Origin of the sequence: Lentzea cavernae (genome assembly GCF_014653695.1) — a bacterium.
GTDB lineage: Bacteria > Actinomycetota > Actinomycetes > Mycobacteriales > Pseudonocardiaceae > Lentzea > Lentzea cavernae.
The window spans coordinates 1-23,312 of record NZ_BNAR01000009.1 but is presented as its reverse complement, the minus strand read 5'-3'; the positions used below and the strand labels follow the sequence as shown (position 1 = coordinate 23,312).

Below are 23,312 nucleotides of genomic sequence, written 5' to 3'. Positions count from 1 at the left end.
GTCCGATTCCCTCCCCCTCGAATCGGACGCCGTTCCACTTTCTCCACCCTCGCGCGGAGCGGAACGCCTTGAACATCAAGAAGATCGTCGCTTCCGCCGGCCTCGCCGCGGGTGCGCTCGCCGCGCTGGTGGGCACCGCGAGCGCGAGCCCGTTGCCGGCGCTCCCCCAGGTCGATCCGATCGGGAAGGTCAGCGACGTCGCCGGGTCCGCCGGTGTCAGCACGCTGCACGACTCCGGTGGCAACGTGGACGTGGTCCGCGACGGCACCAAGGTCCTCGGCGGCTAGCGGCCTGCCGCGTAGCCCTGCGTGCCGCGCGGGTTCGCCCCGGCGCGCAGGAGTCCGTCGGCGGCGTTCCTCGCCACGGCGGACATGCGGCCCAGGGTCCACTCGCCGGCGTCCACGACCTGGTGGCCACGCTGCCGCAACGCTTCCAGGACGTCCGCGCCGACGCGGGACTCGATGACGAGTTCGCCCGGCGTCCAGGCCCTCGGGTAGAACGAGCTCGGGAACGCGTTCGAGTGCCACATCGGCGAGTCGATCGCCTCCTGCAGGTTCAGGCCCGCCTGGTGCGCCAGCCAGAAGCCGAGCTGCCACTGGTCCTGCTGGTCGCCGCCGGGGGTGCCGAACGCGAGCGCCGGGCGGCCGTCGCGCAGCGCCATCGACGGGGAGAGCGTGATCCGCGGGCGCTTGCCGGGGGCCAGCGAGTTCGGCAAGTCTTTGTCGAGCCAGAACATCTGGGCGCGGCTGCCCAGGCAGAAGCCGAGCGACGGGATCGTCGGCGAGGACTGCAGCCAGCCGCCGGACGGGGTCGCGGAGACCATGTTGCCCCAGCGGTCGACGACGTCCACGTGCACGGTGTCGCCGCGCGTCACGCCGGAGCGTTCCACGGTCGGTTCACCGATCGCACCGGTCGGGTCGGAGACCAGTGCGGACGGGCCGCTGGTGATGTGCTTGGGCAGCAACGGTTCGCGGCCGTCGGGTGAGCCGGGGCGCAGTTCGAAGGACGCGGTGTCCGAGATCAGCGCACGGCGCTCGGAGGCGTAGGAACGCGACAGCAGGGTCTCCAGCGGCACGTCCGGGACGTCGCCGTACCAGGCCTCGCGGTCCGCGAACGCGAGCTTCGCCGCCTCGACGGCCAGGTGCAGGGTCTCGGCGGTGGGCTTGCCGTCCACGTAGGACAGGTCGTAACCCTCCAGCAACCGCAGCTGCTGCGCCAGAACGGGTCCCTGCGTCCACGCGCCGGCCTTCACGAGCGACCACTCGCCGAAGTCGGCGACGACCGCGTCCTCGTAGGACGCCTCCCACGACGCCATGTCGGCACCGGTCAGCACACCCGCGTGATCACGGCCGGAGTCGTCGCGGAACGACGAGCGGCAGAACTCGTCGACCTGCGCGGCGACGAAGCCCTGCGACCAGGCCCGGCGCGCGGCCTCGATCTGCGCCTCGCGATCGGCTCCCGCGGCCTCGGCGGCGGCGAGCAGCCACTCCCACGTGTCGGCGAGCTTCGGGTTGCGGAAACGGCCGCCGGGGGCCGGCAGGACGCCGTCGGGCATCCACTGCGCGGCGGACGTCGGCCAGTGGTCGCGGAAGAGGTCGGAGACCATCCCGATCGTGTGCACGGCACGTTCGACCAGGGGGAAGCCGTCACGGGCGTACCCGATCGCGCGGTCGAGCACCTCGCGCAACGTCTTGGTGCCGTGGTCACGCAGAAGAGTCAGCCAGCCGTCCCACGCGCCCGGCACGGTCGCGGCCAGCAACCCGCTGCCGGGGACCAGTTCCAGGCCCAGGCCGGTGTAGTGCTCGATCGACGCTCCGGCGGGCGCCACGCCCTGGCCGCAGAGCACCTGAGGGGCCGCTCCGGCCGCCGAGAAGATGATCGGCACCTCGCCGCCGGGGCCGTTGAGGTGCGGTTCCACCAGCTGCAACACGAATCCGGCTGTCACTGCGGCGTCGAAGGCGTTGCCGCCGTCCTCGAGCACGGCCATGGCCGATGCGGAGGCCAGCCAGTGGGTCGAAGCGACCATGCCGAAGGTGCCGACGAGTTCGGGGCGCGTGGTGAACACCCCATAAAGGTACGCGGGGCTAACTATTTTGCAGGACTCCGAGTGACGCAGACCCCACGACCGAACGGAGCAGACCCTGAGACCGGTACGACTTTGGTCGTAGCTGACCGTGACACATCTCCCACCAGAGGACTACCGGCGCGGCCGATGTTTCGAACAGCTTCGAACGGCACAGTTCTGTGCATGGGTATTTTGACGCTCGCGACGATCTTCATCGGCCTCGCGTTGCTGGCAGCGGTGCCGTTGGTCGCGCTGCTGCACTGGACCGACCGAACGACCACCAGGTAACGAGCGTTAACCTCCTCGCGAGCAGTTCGCTTCGAGGAGGGTGAAGGCATGGAGATCTCGGGTACCGCGGCCATCGTCACCGGTGGCGCGTCCGGTCTCGGCGGCGCGACCGCACGTGCGCTGGCGGCGCGTGGAGCGCAGGTGTTCGCGCTCGACCTGCCCAGCGCCATCGAGAAGGCCGACGCGGTCGAGAACGTGACGTACCTGTCCGCCGACGTCACGTCGGGCGAAGAGGTCCAGGCCGCTGTCGACACCGCCGCGGGCTCCGGTTCCCCGTTGCGCATCACGGTGAACTGCGCGGGCATCGGCCCGTCGACGCGCACGGTCGGCAAGTCCGGCCCGCACGACCTCGACCTGTACCGCAAGGTCATCGAGGTCAACCTGATCGGCACGTTCAACGTGCTGCGCCTCGCGGCCGCCGCCATGGGCAAGACCGAGGAGCTCGAGCACGGCGCCCGCGGCGTCATCATCAACACCGCGTCCATCGCCGCTTTCGACGGCCAGATCGGCCAGGTCGCGTACGCCTCGTCCAAGGGTGGCGTCGTCGGCATGACCCTCCCGGCCGCCCGCGACCTGAGCAACGTCGGCATCCGCGTGCTGACCATCGCACCCGGCATCGTCGACACCCCGATGCTCGCCACGGTCTCGGACGAGTTCCGCGCGGGCCTCGCCGCCGGCATCCCGTTCCCGAAGCGCCTGGCGCAGCCGTCGGAGTACGCGCAGCTCGCGCTGTCGATCGTCGAGCACGACTACCTCAACGGTGAGGTCATCCGCATGGACGGCGCTCTCCGCATGGCACCCCGCTAGAACTCCGGCAGTTCCGGGCCGCGCGGTGTCAGCCGGGCGGCTCGGGGCCGCGGTGCACGTGCAGGTTCTCCACCTGCCCGGCCTGGATCACGATCCCCGAGTTGGTCCCGACCTGGTTGATCGTGCCGCCCGGAGCCGGTTCGGCCGTCACGGCACCCAGCTCCCGGTGCAGGGCCGCCCGCTGGCCCGGATCCAGCTCGGCGATTCCCCCCGCGCCGATCCACAGGATCTTGACCACCTGGCTGCGCACCCCGTACGTCCTGGGCCGGGTCGACAGGAACCGGGGCAGGTCCACCCACAGCACCGGGAAGTCGCGCCCCTCCAGCAGCTCGCCCTCCGCTTCGAGCGTGCCACCGGCGAGGACGTAGATCCCCTTGCGCTTCGGCGCCTCGGCTGACACGAGGTCCACGGTCAGCTCGAAGGGCAGCTTGCGCAACGTGATCAGCTCCGCGTGCCTGCGCACCGCGGCGAGCGTCTCGTCCCATCCCCGCTCACCCGCGTTCAGCGGGCCGTCGCGGTCCGGCCCGAGCAGGTAGGGGGCGTTGTCGCTCACGTGCTGCAGTGCCCGGTAGTTGATGAACAGGGCGACGTTGCGCGCGGCGGCCGACCCGATGGACGCGGTCGAGAGCAGGTGGACGTCCTCGTACTTGAACGACAGCAACGCGACGTCGGTGAGAGCCACCAGGTCCGCGGTCCGGTCCCGTGCCAGGGCGTAGGCGAGCTCGCCCACGATCTCGCCCTGCCGCAACGTGTGCAGCACTCCGGGGCGGTCCTCGCCCTCGGAGTTGAAGACGCCCACCTCGCCGCGCAGGATCACGAACAGCGAGTCACCGGAGTCCCCGTAGTGGCAGATGAACTCGCCGCGGCGGCGCTCGACGAGCTTGCCCAGCCGCAGCATCGCGGCCAGCTCGTCGAGGTGGGACTGCCCGAGGAACGGGTTGAGCTCGTCCTTGCCCGTGCGCCTGTCGGTGAACTTGAGCTTCGACTGCTCGATCGCCTCGATGCCGCGTGCGACGGCGCGGTCCTCGGAGCTGGACTGCCAGATCCTCTTGGCGTGGTAGAGGATGTCCCAGCTGCGGCCCTGGGTGACAGCGCTTTCCAGAGCGGCGTGGTCGTTCTGGAACGACGTCCCCCAGGACGACCTGTCGTGCCCGCAGGACAGCAGGTGGATCCAGTGCAACCGACCGTCGTTCGCCAGCAGCCGGCGCGGGTCGTGGAAGTCGACCTCGGGAACGTGCGCCATCGCCTTCCGGAACGCGTCCGACGCCACGATCCCGACGTCGACGTGCGCCAGGAGGTTGCCGGCGTCGTTGATCCCGTGGCCGACGGGCTGGCTTCGGCCGTCCGCGCCCGTGATGTGCGCGACCGGGCCGCGGTGGCAGACGATGCGCAACGGCACGCGTTCGCGCAGGGACCAGCCCTTCCACCGGAAGGCGAGGTCCAGGGCTGCCTGCTCCCACGCCTCCTGCCGGAACAGGACGTGGCCGCCGTCCCCGCCGGACGCCCACACGACATCGCCCTCGGCGGACCCGGCGACGGCCTCGGCGACCATGTCGTTGATCGCCGTGACCCGTGCCAGCTGGTCGCGCTCGTCCGCCGACGAATGCCTGATGACGTCACACGAAACGATGGTGACGAGAGACGACTCGGTCTCCACCGCTTCCTCCTCGCTAGAGATCTCCGGCGTACGGCAGGCGGGACATGGCGTCCGAGGTCATCCACTCGCGCAGGCGGTGGGTGGCCAGGACGTCGTCCTCGTTGTACTCCAGCAACCGCTGCCGCTGCGCGATGTCGAGCTCGTCGCCGTTCAGCCCCACGGCCGCCCGGTACCAGCGCATCGAGTTCTCGCCGCCGGCCTCCGGGTCGCGCCACGAGAAGCCCGCGACCGGCGCGATGACCTTCAGGCCCTTGCCGTGCGCGCACAGGAACTGCTCGCGGACGATGCCGAACAGGTCGACCCAGGAGTCGGAGTTGATGAACTCCTTGATCTGCGCGACGGTCGGGATGCCGGGCTTGCCGGCGAACCGCTCCGCCGACGCCAGCAGCCAGCGGTTCTCCGCGAGCTCGTTGTAGCAGTAGGCGCGGAACGACAGGCCGCGTGCCTTGGCGCGCAGGCGGATGCCGGTCAGCCAGGTCCAGAACTCGGCGAACGAACGGGCCTCGTCGTCGCACGGCAGGGCGTCCCACGTCACGAAGGCGCGGTAGCCGTGCGGTTCGTCGATGTCCTTTCCGGACAGCAGGCAGCCCCACATGTACGCGCCGAGGTCGCCGAAGCTCTCCATGTCGACGTCGACCTCGACGTCGGCGCGCGGCACGTTCATCTCGGGCACGCGGCGCACCAGCGTCAGGTCGCGCAGCCACGCCCGCGCCAGCACCACGGCGTCGCCGAACGGCATGCCGACGAGCTGGACCGGGCCGTCGGCGCGGGGGTCGAGCTCCGCCAGGTCGTCCACAGTGGACAGACCGATCTTCCGCAGCGCCACGGCGTCCTCGCCGCGCACGACGAGGCTGACGTCCCTGCCCCGCCTGAGGTCGCTGTCGCACTTCGGCCACCACGGGCAGGTCTTGCAGTCGACGATCCGAGACGGCTTCGCCAGCGCGTCCTTCTCGTTCGCGGCCGCCAGCGCCACCGCCAGCCGGTCGCTGAACCGAGCGTCGTACTCGGCCAGCGCGTTGCGGCCGCCCGGCCACGTCGGCGCCTCCAGGTCGTGCCACAGCACCACGTCGGCGTCCATGCCGATCACGCCGCCGGTGGCGCGCCCGTTGCGCGCGTGGCCGGCCGCCTGCAGCTGCCGTTGCGCGTGGGCCAGCCGCAGCTGGTCGCGGGGCTGGGGCCTGACCTTGCGGTGCGGGTCGGTGCGGCTGCCGTCGGGCAACGGCATCGTCAACGGGCTCGTGCGGGCGCCCTGACCGGGATCGGTGATCTTGTGCCGGACGACGAGCACCGGCACGTAGCCGGTGGAGTCCTTGACCAGCAGGTCGATTCCGCCCCGGCGGCCACCGCGCGGATCACGGGGCAGTGCGGCGCCCCAGATGTACGGCGCGCCCATCTCCATGGCCGCGAGCGTCACCCGTTCCCGGTCCGCACTGCGCACGTCGGGTCCGCTCGGCACCTCGAAGAGATTCGAGCCGACAATTCTGCCGAGAGCGTCCGCCACCGCACGACGGTGGTTCGTCGCGTCCGCTTTCCGTTGTTCCGAAGCCGGATCCGGCGCCGCCTTGGGGACGTCGCGCATGACCGGATCGTTTTCGAGGTGCACCCGCCGCCGACAACGAGTGACCACGCCGGCGTCTAGCTGCACCTGGAAAGTCACAGGTTGCAGGGTATGTCGCGCGTCCACCTGCTGTGTCGGCAACCTGGGCAGTAGGTTTCACGTGACGGAGGAGGTGTACCCGAATGGCGCGCAAAGCGAAGGCCGGTTTCACGCCCAGCAGGGCGAAGAGCCTGGTCGGAGTCGCGAAGGTGGTGGCTCCCGCGCTGATTCCGGTGCTCGCCCCGGTGATCGCCCGCGGAGCTGGGGTTTTGAGCGAGCAGTACGACCGCTATCGGGCGCGCCGGCTCGGCATCGATGTCGCGGACATCGGGAAGTACTCCGGTCACGGAGCCCGGCTGCACGCGCGAATTGTCGGCTTTTCGGAGTCGCTCGAGACACTGCGGGCAACAGATTCCGATTGGGTTTCGAAGACGGAGAGCCGGCTCGCACAGCTGCTCGCCGCCGTTCGCGCTTCCGAACGCATGCCGACGGCCCGGCGCAAAGCAGCGCACCGGGCCGTCGGAACCGATCTGGAGGTGTTGGAGCAGGAACTGCTCAGGCGCCTGAACGTGCGCTGACGTCCGGGGTCTTCCCGGTCACCTCGGCCACGGCCTTGACCGCCGCCTCCTCGACCACCTGACCGGGGTCGAGGTGGGCGGTGACCTCCTCCATCACCTCGGCCACGCGTTCCTCGCGCCTGATCATCGGGTCCGAGCGCAGGTCCTTGGCCAGGGAGACGCACAGACCGACCATCACGACCATGAACGGCAGCGCCACGATGATGGTGAGGTTCTGCAGTCCCGTCAGGGCGTTCGACCCGCCGACCAGCAGCATCACCGCCGCGACGGCACCGGTCAGCACGCCCCAGAAGATCACCACGGGCTTCTTCGGCGCGATCGTGCCCTCCTGCGAGAGCGTTCCCATCACGATCGACGCGGCGTCGGCGCCGGACACGAAGAAGATCGCCACGAGGACCATCACGACGACACCGGCGACCGCGGCGAGCGGGAACTGGTCCAGCAGCGTGAAGAGCTGGGACTCCGGAGTGGACTGACCGGCGATGTCAGCGCCGTTGCGCTGCTCGAAGATGGCCGTGCCACCCAAGATCGCGAACCACACCAGCGACACCGCGGACGGCACCAGGATCACGCCGGCGACGAACTGCTTGATCGTGCGGCCGCGCGAGATCCGCGCGATGAACATGCCGACGAACGGCGTCCACGAGATCCACCACGCCCAGTAGAAGATCGTCCAGCCGGACAGCCAGGTCTCGGTCGCGTCGCCACCGGACGCGGCGGTGCGGCCGGCCATCGTCGCGAGCTCGCGGAAGTAGTCGCCGAGGGCCGTGGGCACCAGGTTCAGGATGAAGATCGTCGGTCCGACGATGAACAGGAACAGCGCCAGCGTCACGGCCAGCACCATGTTGATGTTCGACAGCCACTGGATGCCCTTCGCGACACCCGAGACGGCGGACGCGACGAACGCCACGGTCAGGATCGCGATGATCGCGACCAGCACACCCTTGCCGACCTCACCCGCCCAGCCGGCGGCCTGCAGGCCCGACCCGATCTGCAGCGCGCCGAGACCCAGCGACGCCGCCGAGCCGAACAACGTCGCGAAGATCGCCATGACGTCGATCGCCCTGCCCCACCCGGACGCGGCGCGCCTGCCGAGCAGCGGTGCGAAGGCCGAGCTGATCAGCGAGGACCGGCCGCGGCGGAAGCTGCTGTACGCGATTGCGATGCCGACGATGGCGTAGATCGCCCACGGGTGCAGCGTCCAGTGGAACAGCGTGGTGGCCATCGCGGTCTCCAGCGGATCCCCGTCGGAGCCGGGCGGCGGCTTCACGAAGTGCGTGAGCGGCTCGTTGACGCCGTAGAACATCAGTCCGATGCCCATGCCGGCGCTGAACATCATCGCGACCCAGGACACGGTCTTGAACTCGGGTTTCTCGTCGTCCTGGCCGAGCGGGATCTTGCCGTAGCGGCTGAACGCGAGCCACAGCGCGAAGACCACGAACCCGGTGGCGGAGAGCACGAAAGCCCATCCCAGATGCTGGATGATCCATCCCAGCGCCGCCTTCGAGGCGGAGGCCAAACTCTCTGTGCCGACGATTCCCCAGGTCACGAACGCAAGCGTGAGACCTGCGGCAACGCCGAAGACGACCCGGTCGGTACGGCCCGGCTTGTCGCATTGAACGGTCATGCGGCCCGGACTACCCGCTGGTAGACCTGTCCAAACTCCTCCGATTACCCTCAACTCCCGTGAGCACACGGTCGAGTGAGTTGCGCACCCTGCGTGGTGCCGCACTCGCGCTGACCTCTGCGGCGCTCACGATCACCGCCCACGGGCTGGGCGGCGGCGAGATCGGTGAGTTCATCCACGCGCTGCCACTGGTGGTGCTGATCGCGTTCGCGGCGGCGTCGCTGGCCGACAAGCGCACCGGGAAGCTCTCCGTCATCGCCGGGCTCGGCACGGCCCAGCTCGCGCAGCACCTGCTGCTCACCTGGGTCAACCACGAGCACACCGACACGCTGACCTGGCAGATGTTCGGGGCGCACCTCGTCGCCGCGACGCTGACCGGGCTGCTGCTCTTCCACGCCGAGAACGCCCTGTTCAGGCTGTTCGCCGCCGTCACCCGCCTGATCCCCCGCAGGCTCACGCCGCTGCCGGTCTCGACTCCGGCGCGGACGTTCACCAGCACGCCGTACGTCCAGAACGCGCAGTACCTCGACGTCGTGCGTGCGAATCGGCGGCGCGGCCCGCCCTGTGACTCCTGATCATCCGTATCCCCCAGCGAACCCCCTTTGGCAATCAGGAGCCACAACTTCATGTCGACAAATCGATTCGGCGTGCGCACGCTCGCCGTCCTCGCCGTTGCAGGAATCGCCGTCCTCGGCACGCCGACCATCGCCTCGGCGCACGTCAGCGCCCAGCCCGCGGAGTTCACGCAGGGCGGCCGCGCCACCTTCGCGTTCCGCGTCCCGAACGAGCGCGACAACGCCGGCACCACCAAGATCGAGGTGACGCTGCCGCAGGACACGCCGCTCACCTCGGTGCGCACCAAGCCGCTGGCCGGCTGGAAGGCCGAGGCGGTCAAGGGCAAGCTCGCCAAGCCCGTGACGGTCGCCGGCAAGGAGATCACCGAGGCGTTCACGTCGATCACGTGGACCGCCGAGCCCGGCACCAAGATCAACGTGAACGAGTACCAGGAGTTCTTCGTCGCCATCGGCACGCTGCCGGAGGGCAAGGACAAGCTCGAGCTCCCGACCAAGCAGACCTACGAGAACGGCGAGGTCGTCGACTGGGCCCAGGCCACCGGTGCGGACGGCAAGGAGCCGGAGCACCCGGCGCCCGCGCTGAAGCTCGCCCCGAAGGCCGCCGGCGCGGACGACCACGGCCACGGCAGCGCCACCAGCACGGCCACCAGCGGTGACACGCACGAGGCGTCGGCGGCCGGTTCCGACAAGACCGCCCGCTACCTCGGTGGCGCCGGTCTGGCCGTCGGCGCGCTCGGCCTGGGCTTCGGCGTCGGCGCCATCCTGCGTTCGAAGCGCAAGGCATGAAGCGCGCGCTGATCGCGTTCCTGTTCGCCGGTGCGGCCGTGCTCGCCACGGCCGCCCCCGCGGCGGCGCACAACGCACTCATCGGCAGCGACCCGAAGGACAAGTCCTCGCTGGAGGTCGGTCCCTCGAGCATCACCCTGACGTTCGACCAGGACGTGCAGGGCGGCCAGGGCATCAACGCGATCTCGGTGACCGACTCGAACGGCGGACACTACGAGGTCGCCGGTGATCCGACGATCAAGGACACCGCGGTGTCCGCCAAGGTCAACGCGCTCGGCAAGGCCGGCGAGTACAAGATCGGCTACCGCATCCTGTCCGCGGACGGCCACCCCGTGTCCGGTGAGCTGACGTTCACCCTCACCAAGGACGGCACGGGCACGCCCACCGCACCGGCGAACGCCGACGCCGCGACCGGGAACTCCGGTTCGGACGACGGCCTGCCGGTCTGGGTGTGGATCGTCGGTGCCGTGGTGCTCCTCGGCGGTGGCGTGTTCTTCGCGCTGCGCGGCGGGAACACGAAGGCATGAGCGACGTCCGGACCGCTGCCCCCACCCACTACCGCGTGCTCGCCGGACTGGTGTCCGGCGCGCTCGCGGGCGTCGCGCTCGGCCTCGTGCTGGCACCACCCGCCGTGGTCGCCGGGGCCCTCGACGCGGGGGCGGCGGTCCGGTACGGCCTGCCGGTCACACGCGTGCTGCTCGACATCTCGGCGACGGTCGTCGTCGGACTGTCGATCCTGCCGAAGCTGCTCGGCTTCGACCGCCCCACCCACACCGAACCGGTCATGCGGATCGCCCGGCCCGCCGCGGTGGTCGCCGCCGCGGTCTGGGTGGTCGCCGCCCTGCTCGCGATCGTGCTGCAGGCCGCCGAACTGCGGCCGGGCAGCGACGTCAGCATCGGCAACGCGATCGACTACATCGCGACCGTCGGCGCGGGCAAGGGCTTGCTGTTCAGCGCCGTCTGCGCGTTCGTCTACGTGGTCATCGGCGTGATGGCCGTCCGCAGTGGCGAGTCCGTGCCCGCTGAGCTGCGCATTCTCATCTCGATGTTCGGACTGCTGCCGATCCCGGTGACCGGGCACGCCTCCAACTGGAAGTACCACGACTACTCGATGGTCTCCATGGAGTTGCACGTGCTGGGCGCCGCGGCGTGGACCGGTGGCCTCGGCGCGTTGATCGCGCTGGTCGCCTACCGCAAGGGCCTGCTCGCGATCGCGTTGCCGAAGTTCTCGAGGATCGCGACCGTCAGCCTGGTCGTCGTCGCGGTGACGGGCCTGTTCAACGGGTTGCTGGAGCTGGTCCTCAACCCGGTCGTGCCGTTCCCGCGGTCGCTGTTCACGACCGGCTACGGGTTGCTGTTCCTCGGCAAGCTCGTGTGCGCGGGACTGATCGCACTGCTCGGCGCGCACGTCCGCTGGCGGCTGCTGCCGAAGATCGCCCAGCACAAGGTCACCGCGATCGTGCAGTGGGCGGTCCTGGAAGTGACGATCATGGGCGTCGCGTTCGGCCTCGCCGTGGTGCTGAGCCGCGCTCCGGTCAGCTGACCTCGGCGAACCCCGTTGCCACGCGGACCAGGTCCGCGACCGCTCGTGACCTGCTGTGCGGCGGCCACGCGATCACCGTCGACACCCTCTCCGCGTCCACCACCGGCACCGCGGTCATGCCTTCGAGCAGGGCGGTCCTGGCGATCTCCGGCAGCACCGCGACGGCACGGCCCAGCGAGACCATCTGGAACAGCTGGGTCAGGTTCCGCACCTCGACGCCGGAACCGTCCGGGTAGCCGCCGTCCGGTTCGGGCCACCGCGCGAGCTCCGGCAACGAGCTGACGTCGGCCAGCCTCAGCTGTGCCGCACCGGCGAGCGGGTGCGAGCTCGGCATGACCGCGACCTGCCCCTCGGTGCGCAGCACCTCCACGTCGAGTCCGGTCGTCGGGTCGTACGGCTGGTGCATCAGCGCGACGTCGGCACGGCCGTCGAGCAGCGGGGCGTGGACCCTGGACTCGACGAGCAGCACCTCGACGGGCACGGCACCGGGTTCGGCGGCGTACGCGTCGAGCAGCTTCGCGAGCAGCTCACCGGACCCACCGGCCTTGGCGGCCAGCACCAGGCCGGGCTCGTCGTCCGCCGCACCCCGGGCTCGCCGTTCGGCCGCCGCGACCGCACCGAGGATGGCCCTCCCCTCGTCCAGCAGCGCCGCGCCGGCGTTCGTGAGCGAGACCTTGCGGCTGGTGCGGGTCAGCAGCGCGACGCCGAGACGGTGTTCGAGCTGGGCGATCGTGCGCGAGAGCGGCGGCTGGGCGATGCCCAGCCGGTCGGCTGCCCGGCCGAAGTGCAGTTCCTCGGCGACCGCGACGAAGTACCGAAGCTCTCGGGTCTCCACCCCACCACGGTATCCATACCGGCCGGGTATCGCTGCCGCACCGAGGTGATGTTGGTCCTGAAGCCGTTCACGACCACGATCGAATTCATGAGCGAGAACACGATTGCGCTGGTCACCGGCGCGAACAAGGGCATCGGATACGCGATCGCGGCAGGTCTCGGCGCGCTCGGGGCGAGCGTCGGAGTCGGCGCTCGGGACTCACAGCGGGGCGAGGAGGCGGTGGCGAAGCTGCGAGCGGAGGGCGTCGACGCGTTCTTCGTGCCGCTCGACGTGACCAGCGACGAGAGCGTCGCCTCGGCGGCGTCCCTGGTCGAGGAGCGGTTCGGCCGCCTCGACGCGCTGGTCAACAACGCCGCCATCACCGGGGCGTGGCCCGCGGAGCCGTCGATCGTGACGGCGGCGAGCATGCGGGAGGTGCTGGAGACCAACGTGATCGGCGTGATCCGGGTGACCAACGCGCTGCTGCCGTTGCTGCGGCGTTCGGACAGGGCGCGGATCGTCAACCTGTCGAGCCACCTCGCGTCGCTGACGCTGCAGACGACGCCGGGAGTGGAGTTCGGCGAGGTCAGCGGGACCTACACGCCGTCGAAGACGTTCCTGAACGCGGTGACCGTGCAGTACGCCAAGGAGCTCACGGACATCAAGATCAACCTGGCGTGCCCCGGCTACGTGGCGACGGACCTCAACGGCTTCCGCGGCACCAGCACGCCTGCGGACGGCGCCAAGATCGCCGTCAAGCTGGCCACGCTGCCCGACGACGGTCCGACCGGCGGTCTGTTCGACGACGCCGGGTCCGTGCCCTGGTGAGGGCCGGGCGAATGTTCAACGTGAAACATCCACGACTTCGACCGGACTCGGTGAGTGGTCCGATCGGCGCGACGAGCTGCACACGAACGGACTAGTCGGTGATCAGTCGGGCCGAAGATTCTTCGCGCATCCGCGCCAGCCGGTTCATCGTCCGCTGACCGCGGCGGTCCAGCTCGCGGCTGTCGATCCAGCCGTTGGCGTAGTAGCGGTAGTCCTGAGCCAGCGCCACCAGCTCCGCGAGGTAGTCGGCGGACCTGCGCCGGCGCTCCTCGTCGAAGCCCGCGAGCAGCGGCAACTGGGTGTCCACCACCTCGTCGAGCAACTGCGCGGACCGCAGCGCTCTCCTGGAACGCCACCTCCGAGTAAGGCTCACGCGCCGCACCTCGTCCTTCGCCCCGACCTGCCGCACCTTAGGCGTGGATTGCACGCCCGTCGATGCTGCATTCGTGTGCGAAGGTCCTGGCGTTACCGCTTCGTGTCCCACGCCATCCGAAAGGGGTGCTATAGGACCCAAACGAGATGGCTCAGGCGGCCGACTCGGTGCCGGTGAAGCGGGCGACGCGGTCCGCGAGCTCGCGGGCCTCGGGGTTGTTGCGGCGCTTGTCTGCCTCCTGGCGAAGGGGCTCCATGCGCTGCTTCGTGCGGACCGACTTGAGGCTTTCCGACAGGTCGACGGCCTGGCGACCGATCTTGGCGCCGTGGTCGATGTCGCCCTCGAGCAGGTGGTTGATCGCCATCGAGGTCAGGTTGAACGAGCGGCTGCGGGCGTACTCGTCGCCGAAGTTGTTGATCGCCTTGGACAGCGCGGGGATCGCGGTCCTCGTGTACTTGGCGTCCACCGTCTGGGCCAGCTCCGTGTGCACCGTGCCGATCATGGACGAGAGGTCGATCTCGTTGAAGAACTTGGCCCAGGCGGGGGCTTCGGCGACGTTGGCGCGGGAGAACTCGTCACGCGCGCGGCCGAGCAGCTTGAGCGCCTGCTCGTCGGAGCCCATCTTCGCGTAGGCCCAGGCCTCGTTCGCGCACAGGATGCCCACGGCCAGTTCGGAACCGGAGTTCTGCGCGGCCAGCTGACCGAGCTGGAACACCTTCAGCGCGTCGTCCGGGGCGTTCTGGTGCAAGTAGACGCGACCCATGCGGTACAGGATGTTCGCCATCAGCGCCTCGTTCTCGCCCTGCTTGGCGAGGTCGAGCGCCTGACCGAAGTGGTTGCGGGCGGAGTCCATCAGGCCCGTGTCGAACGACGTCCAGCCGGCGAGGTTGTGCAGGTCCGCCAAGGCGACGAAGAGCCGCTGGCGGACGATGTCCGTAGAGCTCGCACCCAGCATCTGCTGTCCCCAGGACAGCTGGGCGACCACCGCGTCGCGGCAGGAACCGCCGCCGTACTGGTAGTCCAGGGCACGCAACGCGCGAGTGGCCGCTTCGACCTGGCGCACATCGGTCATGCCGATGCGTCCCGGAGCCGGAGTCTGTGTGGGGTGTGAAACCCACGACCCGGAGTCCGCTCCGAACACGGCCGCGCCGACTGTCACGGCGGCGGCGTGCGCGAGGAACTTCCGACGCTTCACCGACTCGTCCTCCTCAGGATGGGGTGAGTCCGCGGTCGCGGCCACCCGTACTGCCGTTGTCTCGTCATAGGCGAGACCCATGTATCCACGTGGGACACCCAGGCCGATGGCGATCCTCGTCAGGACGTCGTAGGCCATGACCTGACGACCTTTGAGGATCTCCGAGACCTCGGACTGCGATTGCCCGGTGAGCGCCGCGATCTGGCGCTGGGACACGCCGTGCCTTCGGAGCAGCCGGTAGACCGAGCTGATCTCTCGTCGGGCCAGTGCGTCCCGCATCTCCTGGTGGTCCCACACCTCGGTGGGGATGGGAGAGCCCTGGGTACTCATGGTGTTCATCGCGCACCCTCACAGTCCGTTGGGCGTCATCGGCAGACTAGGGGCAGGTCCCCGAGCCCGAGAAGTCCTCTTCGGCGGAGCTGATCGGCTCTGCCGAACACCGCTTACCGCTCACCGTAAGACTTCCACCGGTGGGCGCTGTGACGTCCCGTTCCGGGATGAATCATCGCAATCTGGATTCCGGTAAGCGAGTGAGCACGGAGAGGAATGACCAATCAGATGGACAGCTCCTCCTCGTACTCCACCTCCATTGTGGAGACGGGTGACACCGACTCCACATGGCGCGGCACGACCGGGCAGCGTCGGACGTGGCAGATCAGCTGCGGCGACGTGGTCGACCGGGACCGCCAGCTCACCGTGAAGGTCGTTCAGGGCCAAGTGGTCCTGGTAGGCCCTCCCGGGGAGACGGCAGTCTTGTCCCACGACCAGCTCGTACAGCTCAGGGCTGCGCTACGCGAAGCCGCCGACCAGGCGGAAAGGTGACGGTGACGTTTCGATGGACGCGATCCTCGGACAGGTTCTTCGCAACGCTGTGTGGGAACGCCTCGACCTGCTCACAGAGCTGGCGAGCCGCGCTGACGCCCCGTCCCTCCTGTCGGTGGCTCGATCCGAGCTCCCTCGGCTGACCGAGGGATGGCGTGCACTTCTGGCAGCGCACGAGCCGGACGAGAAGGGCAACTGCCCCGAATGTTCCGGCCGCTGGCGCCAGACGAAGTCACCTTGCTCGGTGTGGCGCGCCGCGTACGAACACCTGGTTGCGGGCGGACTCGCCCCGCGCCCGGCTCGCCACCTGCGCGAGGCCCCGGTGACTCCTCCTGTCACCCGGTCCCGCCGCGCGGTGGCTCGAGCCCACTAACGGGCGTTTGCGACCGACCTGGCGTCCCCCCGACACGACCAGGTCTGCAAACCGCCTACTGACCGGTGGCTCGCGATGTGCGAACCCCCGACCGCGACATCGCGAGCCCCGGTCAGCTTTTCAACAACTCCACAGATTCCCGCGGGCCGGTGACGTGCACCCACCCTCCCCGACCGTCGTCGGCCCGCGGTCACCAACTCCGGCCCCTTGCCTGCACCTCCCGCGCAGGTAGGGGGCCGTTTCCACGCTCACGCAAGGGTCCCCCCGTGAAGGGGAACCCTTGATTTGATTCTTCCAGAACACACCGACAACGCCGTGCCAAGATCGCGAGTTGTCCACAGGCTGACGGGCAGTTGTACACAGGTGGGCGACCTCGCACTGCCGGGACTCGCAAGCCGTCCGACTAGGCCTGTTGCCCGAGCTTCTGCTCCGCCGACCGCGCGACCAGGATCGGCAGGAAAGACTCGATCTTCGCGCCGTCGGTGATCTCGTCGTAGGCCTCCTGCACCGCGCTCCGCACGGCCTGTTCGTCGTACTGGTCGCCGACGCGGCGGTGCACCTCGGAAGCCGCTTGGCGCAGCTGGTCCTCGGCGTCGGCGTGCAGGCCGTGCGGGTCGCGGACCTGGTGGCCGTCGACAGTTCCGGTCATGGTGTCCTCCCTGGGGTCTGTGACCTGGGAGTTCCCACTTTCAGCGGTGCGTACCCGTCTTCCACGCGAGGTACGAGGTCAGACCGGGGAACAGCCGGCCGGAGATCTCGAACGCCTTGAGCTGCCACGGGAACAGGTGCTCGGCGCGTTCCTTCTCCACCGCGTCCACGATCGCCTTCGCGCACTGCGCCGGTGTGACCGTCGGGATCGCCATCCTCGCGATCGCCGGGATCCGCTCCTCGGCACCGGGGTTGTTGACGAAGTACTCGCTGCTCACCTTGCCCGGCACGACCTCGCTGATCCCGACGCCGGTCCCCCGCAGGTCGAGCCGCAACGAGGCGGTCAGCCCGCGCAACGCCCAGCGCGACGACTGGTAACCGACGCAGCCGGGGATCGGCAGGCGCGACACCGGCGAGTTCACGTTGACGATCCAGCCGGAGCCGCGCGACCGCATGGCGCCCAGGTACTCCCTGGTCAGCAGCAACGCCGCCAGGTACGGGACCGCGGTCATCGCCTGCAGCTCGTCGGCCGACGTGTCGTCGAGGAACAGCCAGCGGCCGACGCCCGCGTTGTTGACCAGGACGTCCGGGGCCGGCACCTCCTCGGCGAGTGCGCGGATCTGCGCGGCGTCCGCCAGATCGGCCTGGTGAGCGGTCGCCGAGCCACCGAACTCCCGAATCCGCTCGACCTGTTGATCCAGCAGTTCGGCGCTCCGGGCCACAAGGTGCACATGAGCGCCGTGAGCGGCGAACCGGAAAGCGGCCTCCGCGCCGATGCCCTGGGACGCGCCCGTGACCAGAACCGTCTTGCCCTCGACCCGCATCAGACCACCGATCGCACTCGACTCATCAACACCGCGGCCAGCGTCGTCGCCAGCGCCGACACCGCGAACAGACCGCGGTAGCCACCCAGGTTCGCGAGGATCAACGCGGTCAGCAAGGGGGCGATGACCTGGGGCAGAGCGTTGGCCACGTTCAGGACGCCCAGGTCCTTCGCACGGTCGGACGCGGCCGGCAGCACCTGGGTCAGCAGCGCGATCGCGACCGCCCAGTACGTGCCGAAGCCGACGCCGAGCAGCGGCGCGGCGACCAGCGCGCTGGTCCAGGTGGGCCAGGCGACCAACAACAACGCGGCGATCGCCATGACCGTCGACGCGAGGTACACGTACGGCTTCCGGTGGCCGGAACGATCACTTCGTGCGCCGAACAGCACCGCTCCTGCGGCGAGCGCCACCCCGTAGAGCGCCATCAACACCAGAAGACCGTCTTCCGGGGACGGGTGGTGGACGACGTCGCCGAGGAAGTAGAGGAGGTAGAGCGTCCCGAACGCGTTGCCGAGGTTGATCATGAGGTGGCCGAGCCAGGCCCAGGCGAAGTCGGGGTGCTCGCGCGGTGAGATCCAGAAAGTCGGCTTCACGGGCTTCGCGATGAGCTGCGTGTCCGGGGTTCGCCACACGAAGAAGAGGGCCCCCACGATCACGATGACCGCACACGCCAGATAGCCGTTCGTCAGGCCGCTGACCAGCAACGTCACCACGACCGCACCCAGCACCGTGCCGAGCATCTGGCTGATGCCGATGAGCCCGCCGACCTGCGCGCGTTGCTCGACCGGCACCCGGTCCGGCACCGCGGACGTCAGCGCGGCGAGCATCCCGCCGATACCGGCCTGCACCAGGCACCAGCCGATAGTCATCACGACCACGGAAGGCGCGGTGGCCAGCACGGCGAGACCGGCGGCACCGATGACCGCGCCACCCAGCGTCCACGGGTGCCGGCGGCCGAACCGCGAGGTCGTGCGGTCGGACAGGAACCCGATCAACGGCACGACGAGCAGCGAGACCAGGCCGCCGAAGCCGGTGACGATGCCGAACACCAGCTCCTTGTTCGCCTTGTCCAGCATCTCGGCCTGCTGGGGCAGCAGGACCTGGATCGGCGCGTAGATCGCCAGCCACAACCCGAGGTTCGCGAAGAACAGCCAGGTCATCCAGCCGCGGCGGACCCGCACCACCGGCTCAGCGAGGGCTTCACTCACCGCTGATCACCTTTCTGTACCAGTGGAACGAGTCGCGCGGCGTGCGGACCTGGGTCTCGTAGTCGACCTCGACCAGGCCGAACCGCTGCGAGTACCCGGCCTCCCACTCGAAGTTGTCGAGCAGCGACCACACGAAGTATCCGGAGACGTCGGCGGCCTGCGCGGCCTTGAGGTGTCCGTCGAGGTAGGAGATCCGCTCGGCGTCCCGCAGTCCTTCCGGAAAGCTGCAGCCGCTCTCGGTCACGTGGACCGGCGGCAGGTCCGGGTGCCGGTCGCGCAACGTCGTGATCATCTCGGTCAGCCCGGCCGGCACGATCGGCCAGCCGAACCCGGTGCGCTCGTACTCGTCGATCTCGACCAGTTCGAACGGCAGGGGGTTGCCCTCGGACGGCGCCTTGAGCCGCGTCGGGTTGTAGTAGTTGACGCCGTAGAAGTCGAGCGGCTGGTGGATCGTGGCCAGGTCACCATCGGCGATGGGCAGGAGTTCGGCGACTGCGTCGGGATATCGGCCCGACAACATGGGATCCGCGTAGAGCCAGTTGTGGATTTCGCCGTACGCCTCGGCCGCTGCTACGTCGTTCGGCCCAACCGGCCACGCGGGGGTGTGGTTGTTGGCCGTGCCAACCGCTTGCGCGTGGTGGGAACGGAGCACTTCGACCGCACGGCCGTGAGCGAGGTTCAGGTGGTGGGCGGTGGGCAACGCGTCGAAGAGCAGCGTCTTGCCGGGGGCGTGCTCACCGATCGCATAGCCCTGCAACGTCACCATCGCCGGTTCGTTGACCGGGATCCACAGCTTCACGCGATCGGCCAGGCGGTCCGCGACCAGCGCCGTGTAGTCGGCGAACCGGTCGGCGATGTCCCGATTGAGCCATCCGCCTTCCGCTTCCAGCTCCAACGGGGTGTCCCAGTGGTACAACGTCACCACGGGGGCGATACCGATATCGACGAGCGCGTCGACCAGGCGGTCGTAGAAGTCGAGGCCCTCGGCGTTGACAGGTCCTTTGCCGGACGGCTGGATGCGCGGCCACGCGATCGAGAACCGATACGCGTTCACGCCGAGCTGCGCCATAAGCGCAACGTCCTCACGCCACCGGTGGTAGTGGTCGCACGCAACGGAAGCGTTCTGGTTGTCGTGTACCGGGGTGAACCCGTCCCACACGGAGGGACCTCGACCGCCGACGTCGAACGCGCCCTCGATCTGGAACGCGGACGTCGACACTCCCCAGAGGAAGTCGCTCATCGATCCTCCAAATGTGAAACTTGTTCGGATCGTAGGCGTGTTGACAGGTTCAGGGAAGTGAAAGAGCCGTGCAACAGGCAAGATGGAAGTACCCGAACTACTGGGAGTCGCCGTGACGAGCACCACCCCGCTTCGCCGTCAGCCCGTTCAGCAGCGCAGCGCCAAGAGAGTCGAGCGCATGCTCGAGGCGTGCGCGACCCTCATCGACGAGGTGGGCTACGACGGCGTCACCACGACGTTGATCGCGGAGAGAGCGGGTGTGGCAGTCGGTTCGCTCTACCAGTTCTTCCCCGACAAGCGAGCCGTCGTGCAGGCGCTGACGCTGCGCAACGTCGACAAGTTCTCCCAGGGCATCACCGAGCGGCTCGAGCAGGCGACGCTCGAGCACTGGTGGGACGCCGTGGACACGGTGTTCGACGTCTACGTGACGATGCACCGCGAGATCCCCGCGTTCGGGAAGCTGCACTTCGGTGACGTCGTGGACATGCGCCTGCTCGACGACCGCCGCGACAACAACGCCGTCATCTCCGACAAGATCTCGGAGCTGATCTCGGGCAAGTTCGGCATCCCGATGGGCGAGGTCGGCCTGCCGATCGCGATCGCCGTCGAGGCGGCCGACGCCGTGATGAAGATGGCGTTCCGCAAGAACCCGACGGGCGACCACGCGATCCTGGACGAAGCGCGAACGCTGGTCAGGGGCTACCTGTCGTCGCGCCTGCCCGTCTAGCCGAAGTTCCTGCGCTCACCGCGGTACGTGGGCACGGTGCGCTCGATCTGATCACCGTGCACCAGGTGCACCTCGTCGAAGCGCTCGAACAGCTCGCCCGCCTTGGCGTGCCGCATCCAGACGCGGTCGCCGATCTTCAGCTGCTCCGCCGCCTTGCCGGTGACCGGCGTCTGCACCTCGCCCGCGCCCTCGAGCCCGAGCGTCTTGAGCCCTTCCGGCAGGTACGGCGACGGCTGGCGGTCGGGCGTGGGTGTACCGGACGCGATGTACCCGCCGGCGAAGAGCGTGGCGACCCGCTTCGTCGGCTTGCGCACCACCGAGAGCGCGAAGAGCGCGGCCGGTTCCGGCCTGAACGCCTGATAGGCGTCGAACAACGTGGGCCCGAAGAGCCCGGACCCCGCCGCGAGCTCGGTGACCGACGGGTCGGAGCCGGTCAGCTCCAGGCTGCCGGTGCCACCCCCGTTGACGAACTCCAGGTCGGCGACCTGCCGCACAGCACCGACCACGGCCGTCCGCCGCTCGACCAGCTCCGGCCCGGACTTCGACTGGATGAACCGGATCCCGATCGCCCGGAACGGCTGACCGGGCGGGTTGTCCCCCAGCCCGGCGATCTGCCCCTCGTACGCCATGACACCGACGAGCGCGAACCCGCGCCGTTGCACGATCTTCGCGGCGAGGGCCTTCGCCTGCACCGGCGTGTGGATCGACGAACGGCGCGGACCGATGTGGACACCCGGCAACGGCCGCCACGACACGTCGAGCTCCAGGCAAACTCGGATGTCGGCGTGCGGCCCGATCGCCGCGTCCACGAAGTCGAGGTGCTCCAGGGAGTCGACCATGATGGTGACGCGCTGACGTGCGGTCTCGTTCGCCGCGAGCTTCTGCAAGCTGGCGCGATCAGCAGTCGGGTACGCGACGAGCAGGTCCTCGCTGACGTTCTGCTCCGACAACCACAACGCCTCGGCCAGCGAGTAGCACATGACCCCGGCGTATCCCGGCCGCTCGAGCGCCCGGCTCACCAGCTCGCGCACCCGGATCGACTTGCTCGCGACCCGGATCGGATGACCGGCAGCACGACGAACGAGGTCCGCCGCGTTGTGGTCGAAGGCGTCCAGGTCGACGATCGCGAACGGAGGATCCAGGTCCTTCGTCGCAGCGTCGAGTCGAGTTCTGCGCATGCACTGACGGTACGTGCTCAACCCTTGAAACGTGAAGAGCTTTCACTTACGTTACTCGCAGGTCACACTCTCTCGTGGAGGTTCGCGTGTGGACGAACTGGGCTAGAACCGCATCGTGCACGCCGGTGCGCGTCGTCCACCCGTCCAGCACGGACGAGATCGCCGCAGCCGTCCTCTCGGCAGGCCGCGTCCGCGCCCGAGGCAGCGGCCACTCGTTCAACGACATCGCGGTAGCCCCGGAAACAGCGCTCGACCTGGACCGATGGACCGGAATCGTACGCGCGGACACGGAAACCGGCCTCGTGACCGTCCGCGCGGGCACTCCCCTGTGGTCGTTCAACGCAGACCTCCACCGCCTCGGCATGGCCATGCCGAACCTGGGCGACATCGACGCCCAGACGGTCGCCGGCGCGGTCTCCACCTCAACGCACGGCACAGGCGCCAAACTCGGCGTCCTCGCCACCGCCATCGAATCCCTGGACCTGGTCCTGGCAGACGGCTCCCTCACCACCTGCTCCCGAACCGAACGCCCAGACCTCTTCAACGCGGCCCGCGTGGGCCTCGGCGCCCTCGGCGTCATCAGCACCCTGACCCTGCGCTGCGTCCCGTCCTTCGTCCTGCAGGCCCAGGAATCCCCAGGCCGCCTGGACGCAGTGCTGGAACAGTTCGACGACCTCTGCGCAGTGGAAGACCACGTCGAGTTCCACTGGTTCACCCACTCAGACCGCGTGATCCTCAAGCGCAACAACAGGATCACCTCCCAGGCCCGCCCGCTCTCAAAACTCCGCCAGACCTGGGAGTACGAGGTCATGGAGAACGCCGCCTTCGGCGCCGTGACCAAGGTGGCCCGCAAGTTCCCCCGCTACACCAAGCGCCTCAACGAGTTCTGCGGCTCCATGATCTCCGAACGGTCCTATTCGGACTACTCCCACAACGTCTTCGTGACCCCCCGCCGAGTCCGCTTCGTGGAGACCGAGTTCTCCATCCCCCGCGAAACCCTCCTCGACGTCATCGGCGAACTCCGCGCAGTGGCAAGCAAACTGGGCGACCGCGACCACCTGATCGTCCCCTGCGAAGTGCGCGTGGCCCAGGCAGACGACATCTGGCTCTCCACGGCGAACGGCCGGGACACCGCCTACATCTCCATGCACCAGGCACTGGGCATGCAGTACAAAACCTTCTTCGACGCCTACGCCAGCATCGCCGCGTCAGTGGGCGGCCGCCCCCACTGGGGCAAGATGCACGACCTCACGGCCACAGACCTCCGCCCTTTGTACCCGCACTTCGACGACTTCCTGCGGGTGCGCGACGAGGTGGACCCGAACCGCACGTTCAGCAACGCCTACCTGGACCGCGTGCTGGGCACCTGACAACCGCGAAGCCGAAGGCGAGCCGTCCTCCCACGCGAAGCCGCAGGCGAGCCGTCTTTACCAAGAGGCTTGGGCGGTGGGGTCCCATCACGAGTCGCGCCATAGCTCTTGCTGCACCTGAGGAAGGGTGTCAAGCGGACACGCTGGAGTTGTCCCCGGTTCCCGGACACGGGGTGTTCACGCAGCGTA

24 protein-coding genes are annotated in these 23,312 nt (G+C 69.0%); 12 read left to right on the top strand and 12 right to left on the bottom strand.

Translation table 11 applies throughout. The features are described 5' to 3' along the window. Positions 1-68 precede the first annotated feature (68 nt). Positions 69-287 carry a hypothetical protein gene (locus tag IE307_RS27165; RefSeq protein ID WP_191302219.1) on the top strand — a complete coding sequence of 73 codons (219 nt, stop codon included), beginning with the start codon at positions 69-71 and terminating at the stop codon, positions 285-287. Here the strand turns inward: IE307_RS27165 and IE307_RS27160 are convergent. Beyond that, on the bottom strand, positions 284-2,065 hold the full coding sequence (locus IE307_RS27160) for a gamma-glutamyltransferase family protein (protein ID WP_191302218.1): 1,782 nt from the start codon (positions 2,063-2,065) through the stop codon (positions 284-286). The genes IE307_RS27165 and IE307_RS27160 overlap by 4 nt on opposite strands. Before the next feature lie 336 nt (positions 2,066-2,401). Between IE307_RS27160 and IE307_RS27155 the strand changes: the two genes are divergently transcribed. Further along, entirely contained in the window at positions 2,402-3,160 is a 759-nt protein-coding gene (locus tag IE307_RS27155; protein WP_191302217.1) for an SDR family NAD(P)-dependent oxidoreductase, read from the top strand. A gap of 28 nt (positions 3,161-3,188) precedes the next feature. Here the strand turns inward: IE307_RS27155 and IE307_RS27150 are convergent, their stop codons facing one another. Together IE307_RS27150 and IE307_RS27145 are read right to left on the bottom strand one after the other, a co-directional pair. After that, complete coding sequence (locus IE307_RS27150; RefSeq protein ID WP_191302216.1) at positions 3,189-4,817, bottom strand: cyclic nucleotide-binding domain-containing protein; 1,629 nt, start codon at positions 4,815-4,817, stop codon at positions 3,189-3,191. Positions 4,818-4,830: 13 nt separating this feature from the next. Next, positions 4,831-6,474, bottom strand: coding sequence for a TM0106 family RecB-like putative nuclease (locus IE307_RS27145; RefSeq protein WP_191302215.1), 1,644 nt, complete (start codon positions 6,472-6,474; stop codon positions 4,831-4,833). 83 nt (positions 6,475-6,557) lie between these two features. On the opposite strand from IE307_RS27145, the gene IE307_RS27140 reads away from it, so the two are divergent. Next, positions 6,558-6,992, top strand: a complete 435-nt coding sequence (locus IE307_RS27140) for a DUF6474 family protein (RefSeq protein ID WP_191302214.1) — start codon at positions 6,558-6,560, stop codon at positions 6,990-6,992. On the opposite strand, the gene IE307_RS27135 is transcribed toward IE307_RS27140, so the two are convergent. Further along, on the bottom strand, positions 6,970-8,619 hold the full coding sequence (locus tag IE307_RS27135; protein ID WP_191302213.1) for a BCCT family transporter: 1,650 nt from the start codon (positions 8,617-8,619) through the stop codon (positions 6,970-6,972). The genes IE307_RS27140 and IE307_RS27135 overlap by 23 nt on opposite strands. A 59-nt stretch (positions 8,620-8,678) precedes the next feature. On the opposite strand from IE307_RS27135, the gene IE307_RS27130 reads away from it, so the two are divergent. From IE307_RS27130 to IE307_RS27115, 4 genes are read left to right on the top strand one after another with little or no spacing between them, the layout of a single operon-like run. After that, positions 8,679-9,194, top strand: a complete 516-nt coding sequence (locus IE307_RS27130; protein WP_191302212.1) for a hypothetical protein — start codon at positions 8,679-8,681, stop codon at positions 9,192-9,194. Between the two features lie 51 nt (positions 9,195-9,245). After that, positions 9,246-9,980 carry a YcnI family copper-binding membrane protein gene (locus tag IE307_RS27125; protein ID WP_191302211.1) on the top strand — a complete coding sequence of 245 codons (735 nt, stop codon included), beginning with the start codon at positions 9,246-9,248 and terminating at the stop codon, positions 9,978-9,980. Then, positions 9,977-10,507: a copper resistance CopC family protein gene (locus IE307_RS27120; protein WP_191302210.1), complete on the top strand. Its 531-nt coding sequence runs from the start codon at positions 9,977-9,979 to the stop codon at positions 10,505-10,507. The genes IE307_RS27125 and IE307_RS27120 overlap by 4 nt, the downstream gene beginning before the upstream one ends. Continuing rightward, on the top strand, positions 10,504-11,523 hold the full coding sequence (locus IE307_RS27115) for a CopD family protein (RefSeq protein ID WP_191302209.1): 1,020 nt from the start codon (positions 10,504-10,506) through the stop codon (positions 11,521-11,523). Before IE307_RS27120 ends, IE307_RS27115 begins: the two co-directional genes overlap by 4 nt. On the opposite strand, the gene IE307_RS27110 is transcribed toward IE307_RS27115, so the two are convergent. Continuing rightward, the gene (locus IE307_RS27110) at positions 11,516-12,358 is read right to left on the bottom strand and encodes a LysR family transcriptional regulator (protein WP_191302208.1); all 843 of its coding nucleotides are present in this window, start codon (positions 12,356-12,358) and stop codon (positions 11,516-11,518) included. The two genes, IE307_RS27115 and IE307_RS27110, sit on opposite strands and share 8 nt — an antisense overlap. An 87-nt stretch (positions 12,359-12,445) precedes the next feature. On the opposite strand from IE307_RS27110, the gene IE307_RS27105 reads away from it, so the two are divergent. Next, positions 12,446-13,165 (top strand): SDR family oxidoreductase, encoded by a 720-nt coding sequence (locus tag IE307_RS27105; protein WP_191302207.1) that lies wholly within the window; start codon positions 12,446-12,448, stop codon positions 13,163-13,165. 91 nt (positions 13,166-13,256) lie between these two features. Here IE307_RS27105 and IE307_RS27100 read toward each other — a convergent pair whose 3' ends face one another. Together IE307_RS27100 and IE307_RS27095 are read right to left on the bottom strand one after the other, a co-directional pair. Further along, positions 13,257-13,592 (bottom strand): hypothetical protein, encoded by a 336-nt coding sequence (locus tag IE307_RS27100; RefSeq protein ID WP_229905107.1) that lies wholly within the window; start codon positions 13,590-13,592, stop codon positions 13,257-13,259. Between the two features lie 97 nt (positions 13,593-13,689). Continuing rightward, a complete protein-coding gene (locus IE307_RS27095) occupies positions 13,690-15,072 on the bottom strand; it encodes a helix-turn-helix domain-containing protein (RefSeq protein WP_191302206.1) in 1,383 nt (460 codons plus the stop codon). A 207-nt stretch (positions 15,073-15,279) separates the two neighbouring features. Here IE307_RS27095 and IE307_RS27090 point away from each other — a divergent pair, with 207 nt between their 5' ends. Both IE307_RS27090 and IE307_RS46970 read left to right on the top strand, forming a co-directional pair. After that, a complete protein-coding gene (locus IE307_RS27090; RefSeq protein WP_229905106.1) occupies positions 15,280-15,555 on the top strand; it encodes a hypothetical protein in 276 nt (91 codons plus the stop codon). A 13-nt stretch (positions 15,556-15,568) separates the two neighbouring features. Continuing rightward, complete coding sequence (locus tag IE307_RS46970; RefSeq protein ID WP_229905105.1) at positions 15,569-15,928, top strand: hypothetical protein; 360 nt, start codon at positions 15,569-15,571, stop codon at positions 15,926-15,928. A gap of 403 nt (positions 15,929-16,331) precedes the next feature. On the opposite strand, the gene IE307_RS27085 is transcribed toward IE307_RS46970, so the two are convergent. The 4 genes from IE307_RS27085 to IE307_RS27070 are packed head-to-tail and all read right to left on the bottom strand — an operon-like array spanning position 16,332 to position 19,848. Beyond that, entirely contained in the window at positions 16,332-16,577 is a 246-nt protein-coding gene (locus IE307_RS27085; protein WP_191302205.1) for a three-helix bundle dimerization domain-containing protein, read from the bottom strand. 40 nt (positions 16,578-16,617) lie between these two features. Beyond that, on the bottom strand, positions 16,618-17,400 hold the full coding sequence (locus tag IE307_RS27080; RefSeq protein WP_191302204.1) for an SDR family NAD(P)-dependent oxidoreductase: 783 nt from the start codon (positions 17,398-17,400) through the stop codon (positions 16,618-16,620). Then, the gene (locus tag IE307_RS27075; protein WP_191302517.1) at positions 17,400-18,560 is read right to left on the bottom strand and encodes an MFS transporter; all 1,161 of its coding nucleotides are present in this window, start codon (positions 18,558-18,560) and stop codon (positions 17,400-17,402) included. Before IE307_RS27075 ends, IE307_RS27080 begins: the two co-directional genes overlap by 1 nt. A gap of 40 nt (positions 18,561-18,600) precedes the next feature. Beyond that, positions 18,601-19,848 carry a GH1 family beta-glucosidase gene (locus tag IE307_RS27070; RefSeq protein ID WP_191302203.1) on the bottom strand — a complete coding sequence of 416 codons (1,248 nt, stop codon included), beginning with the start codon at positions 19,846-19,848 and terminating at the stop codon, positions 18,601-18,603. An 82-nt stretch (positions 19,849-19,930) separates the two neighbouring features. On the opposite strand from IE307_RS27070, the gene IE307_RS27065 reads away from it, so the two are divergent. Then, complete coding sequence (locus IE307_RS27065; protein WP_373306042.1) at positions 19,931-20,575, top strand: TetR/AcrR family transcriptional regulator; 645 nt, start codon at positions 19,931-19,933, stop codon at positions 20,573-20,575. Here the strand turns inward: IE307_RS27065 and IE307_RS27060 are convergent. After that, positions 20,572-21,753 (bottom strand): amino acid deaminase/aldolase, encoded by a 1,182-nt coding sequence (locus tag IE307_RS27060; protein WP_191302202.1) that lies wholly within the window; start codon positions 21,751-21,753, stop codon positions 20,572-20,574. The genes IE307_RS27065 and IE307_RS27060 overlap by 4 nt on opposite strands. A 74-nt stretch (positions 21,754-21,827) precedes the next feature. On the opposite strand from IE307_RS27060, the gene IE307_RS27055 reads away from it, so the two are divergent. Beyond that, positions 21,828-23,123: a D-arabinono-1,4-lactone oxidase gene (locus tag IE307_RS27055; RefSeq protein WP_191302201.1), complete on the top strand. Its 1,296-nt coding sequence runs from the start codon at positions 21,828-21,830 to the stop codon at positions 23,121-23,123. Positions 23,124-23,312: the final 189 nt, after the last annotated feature.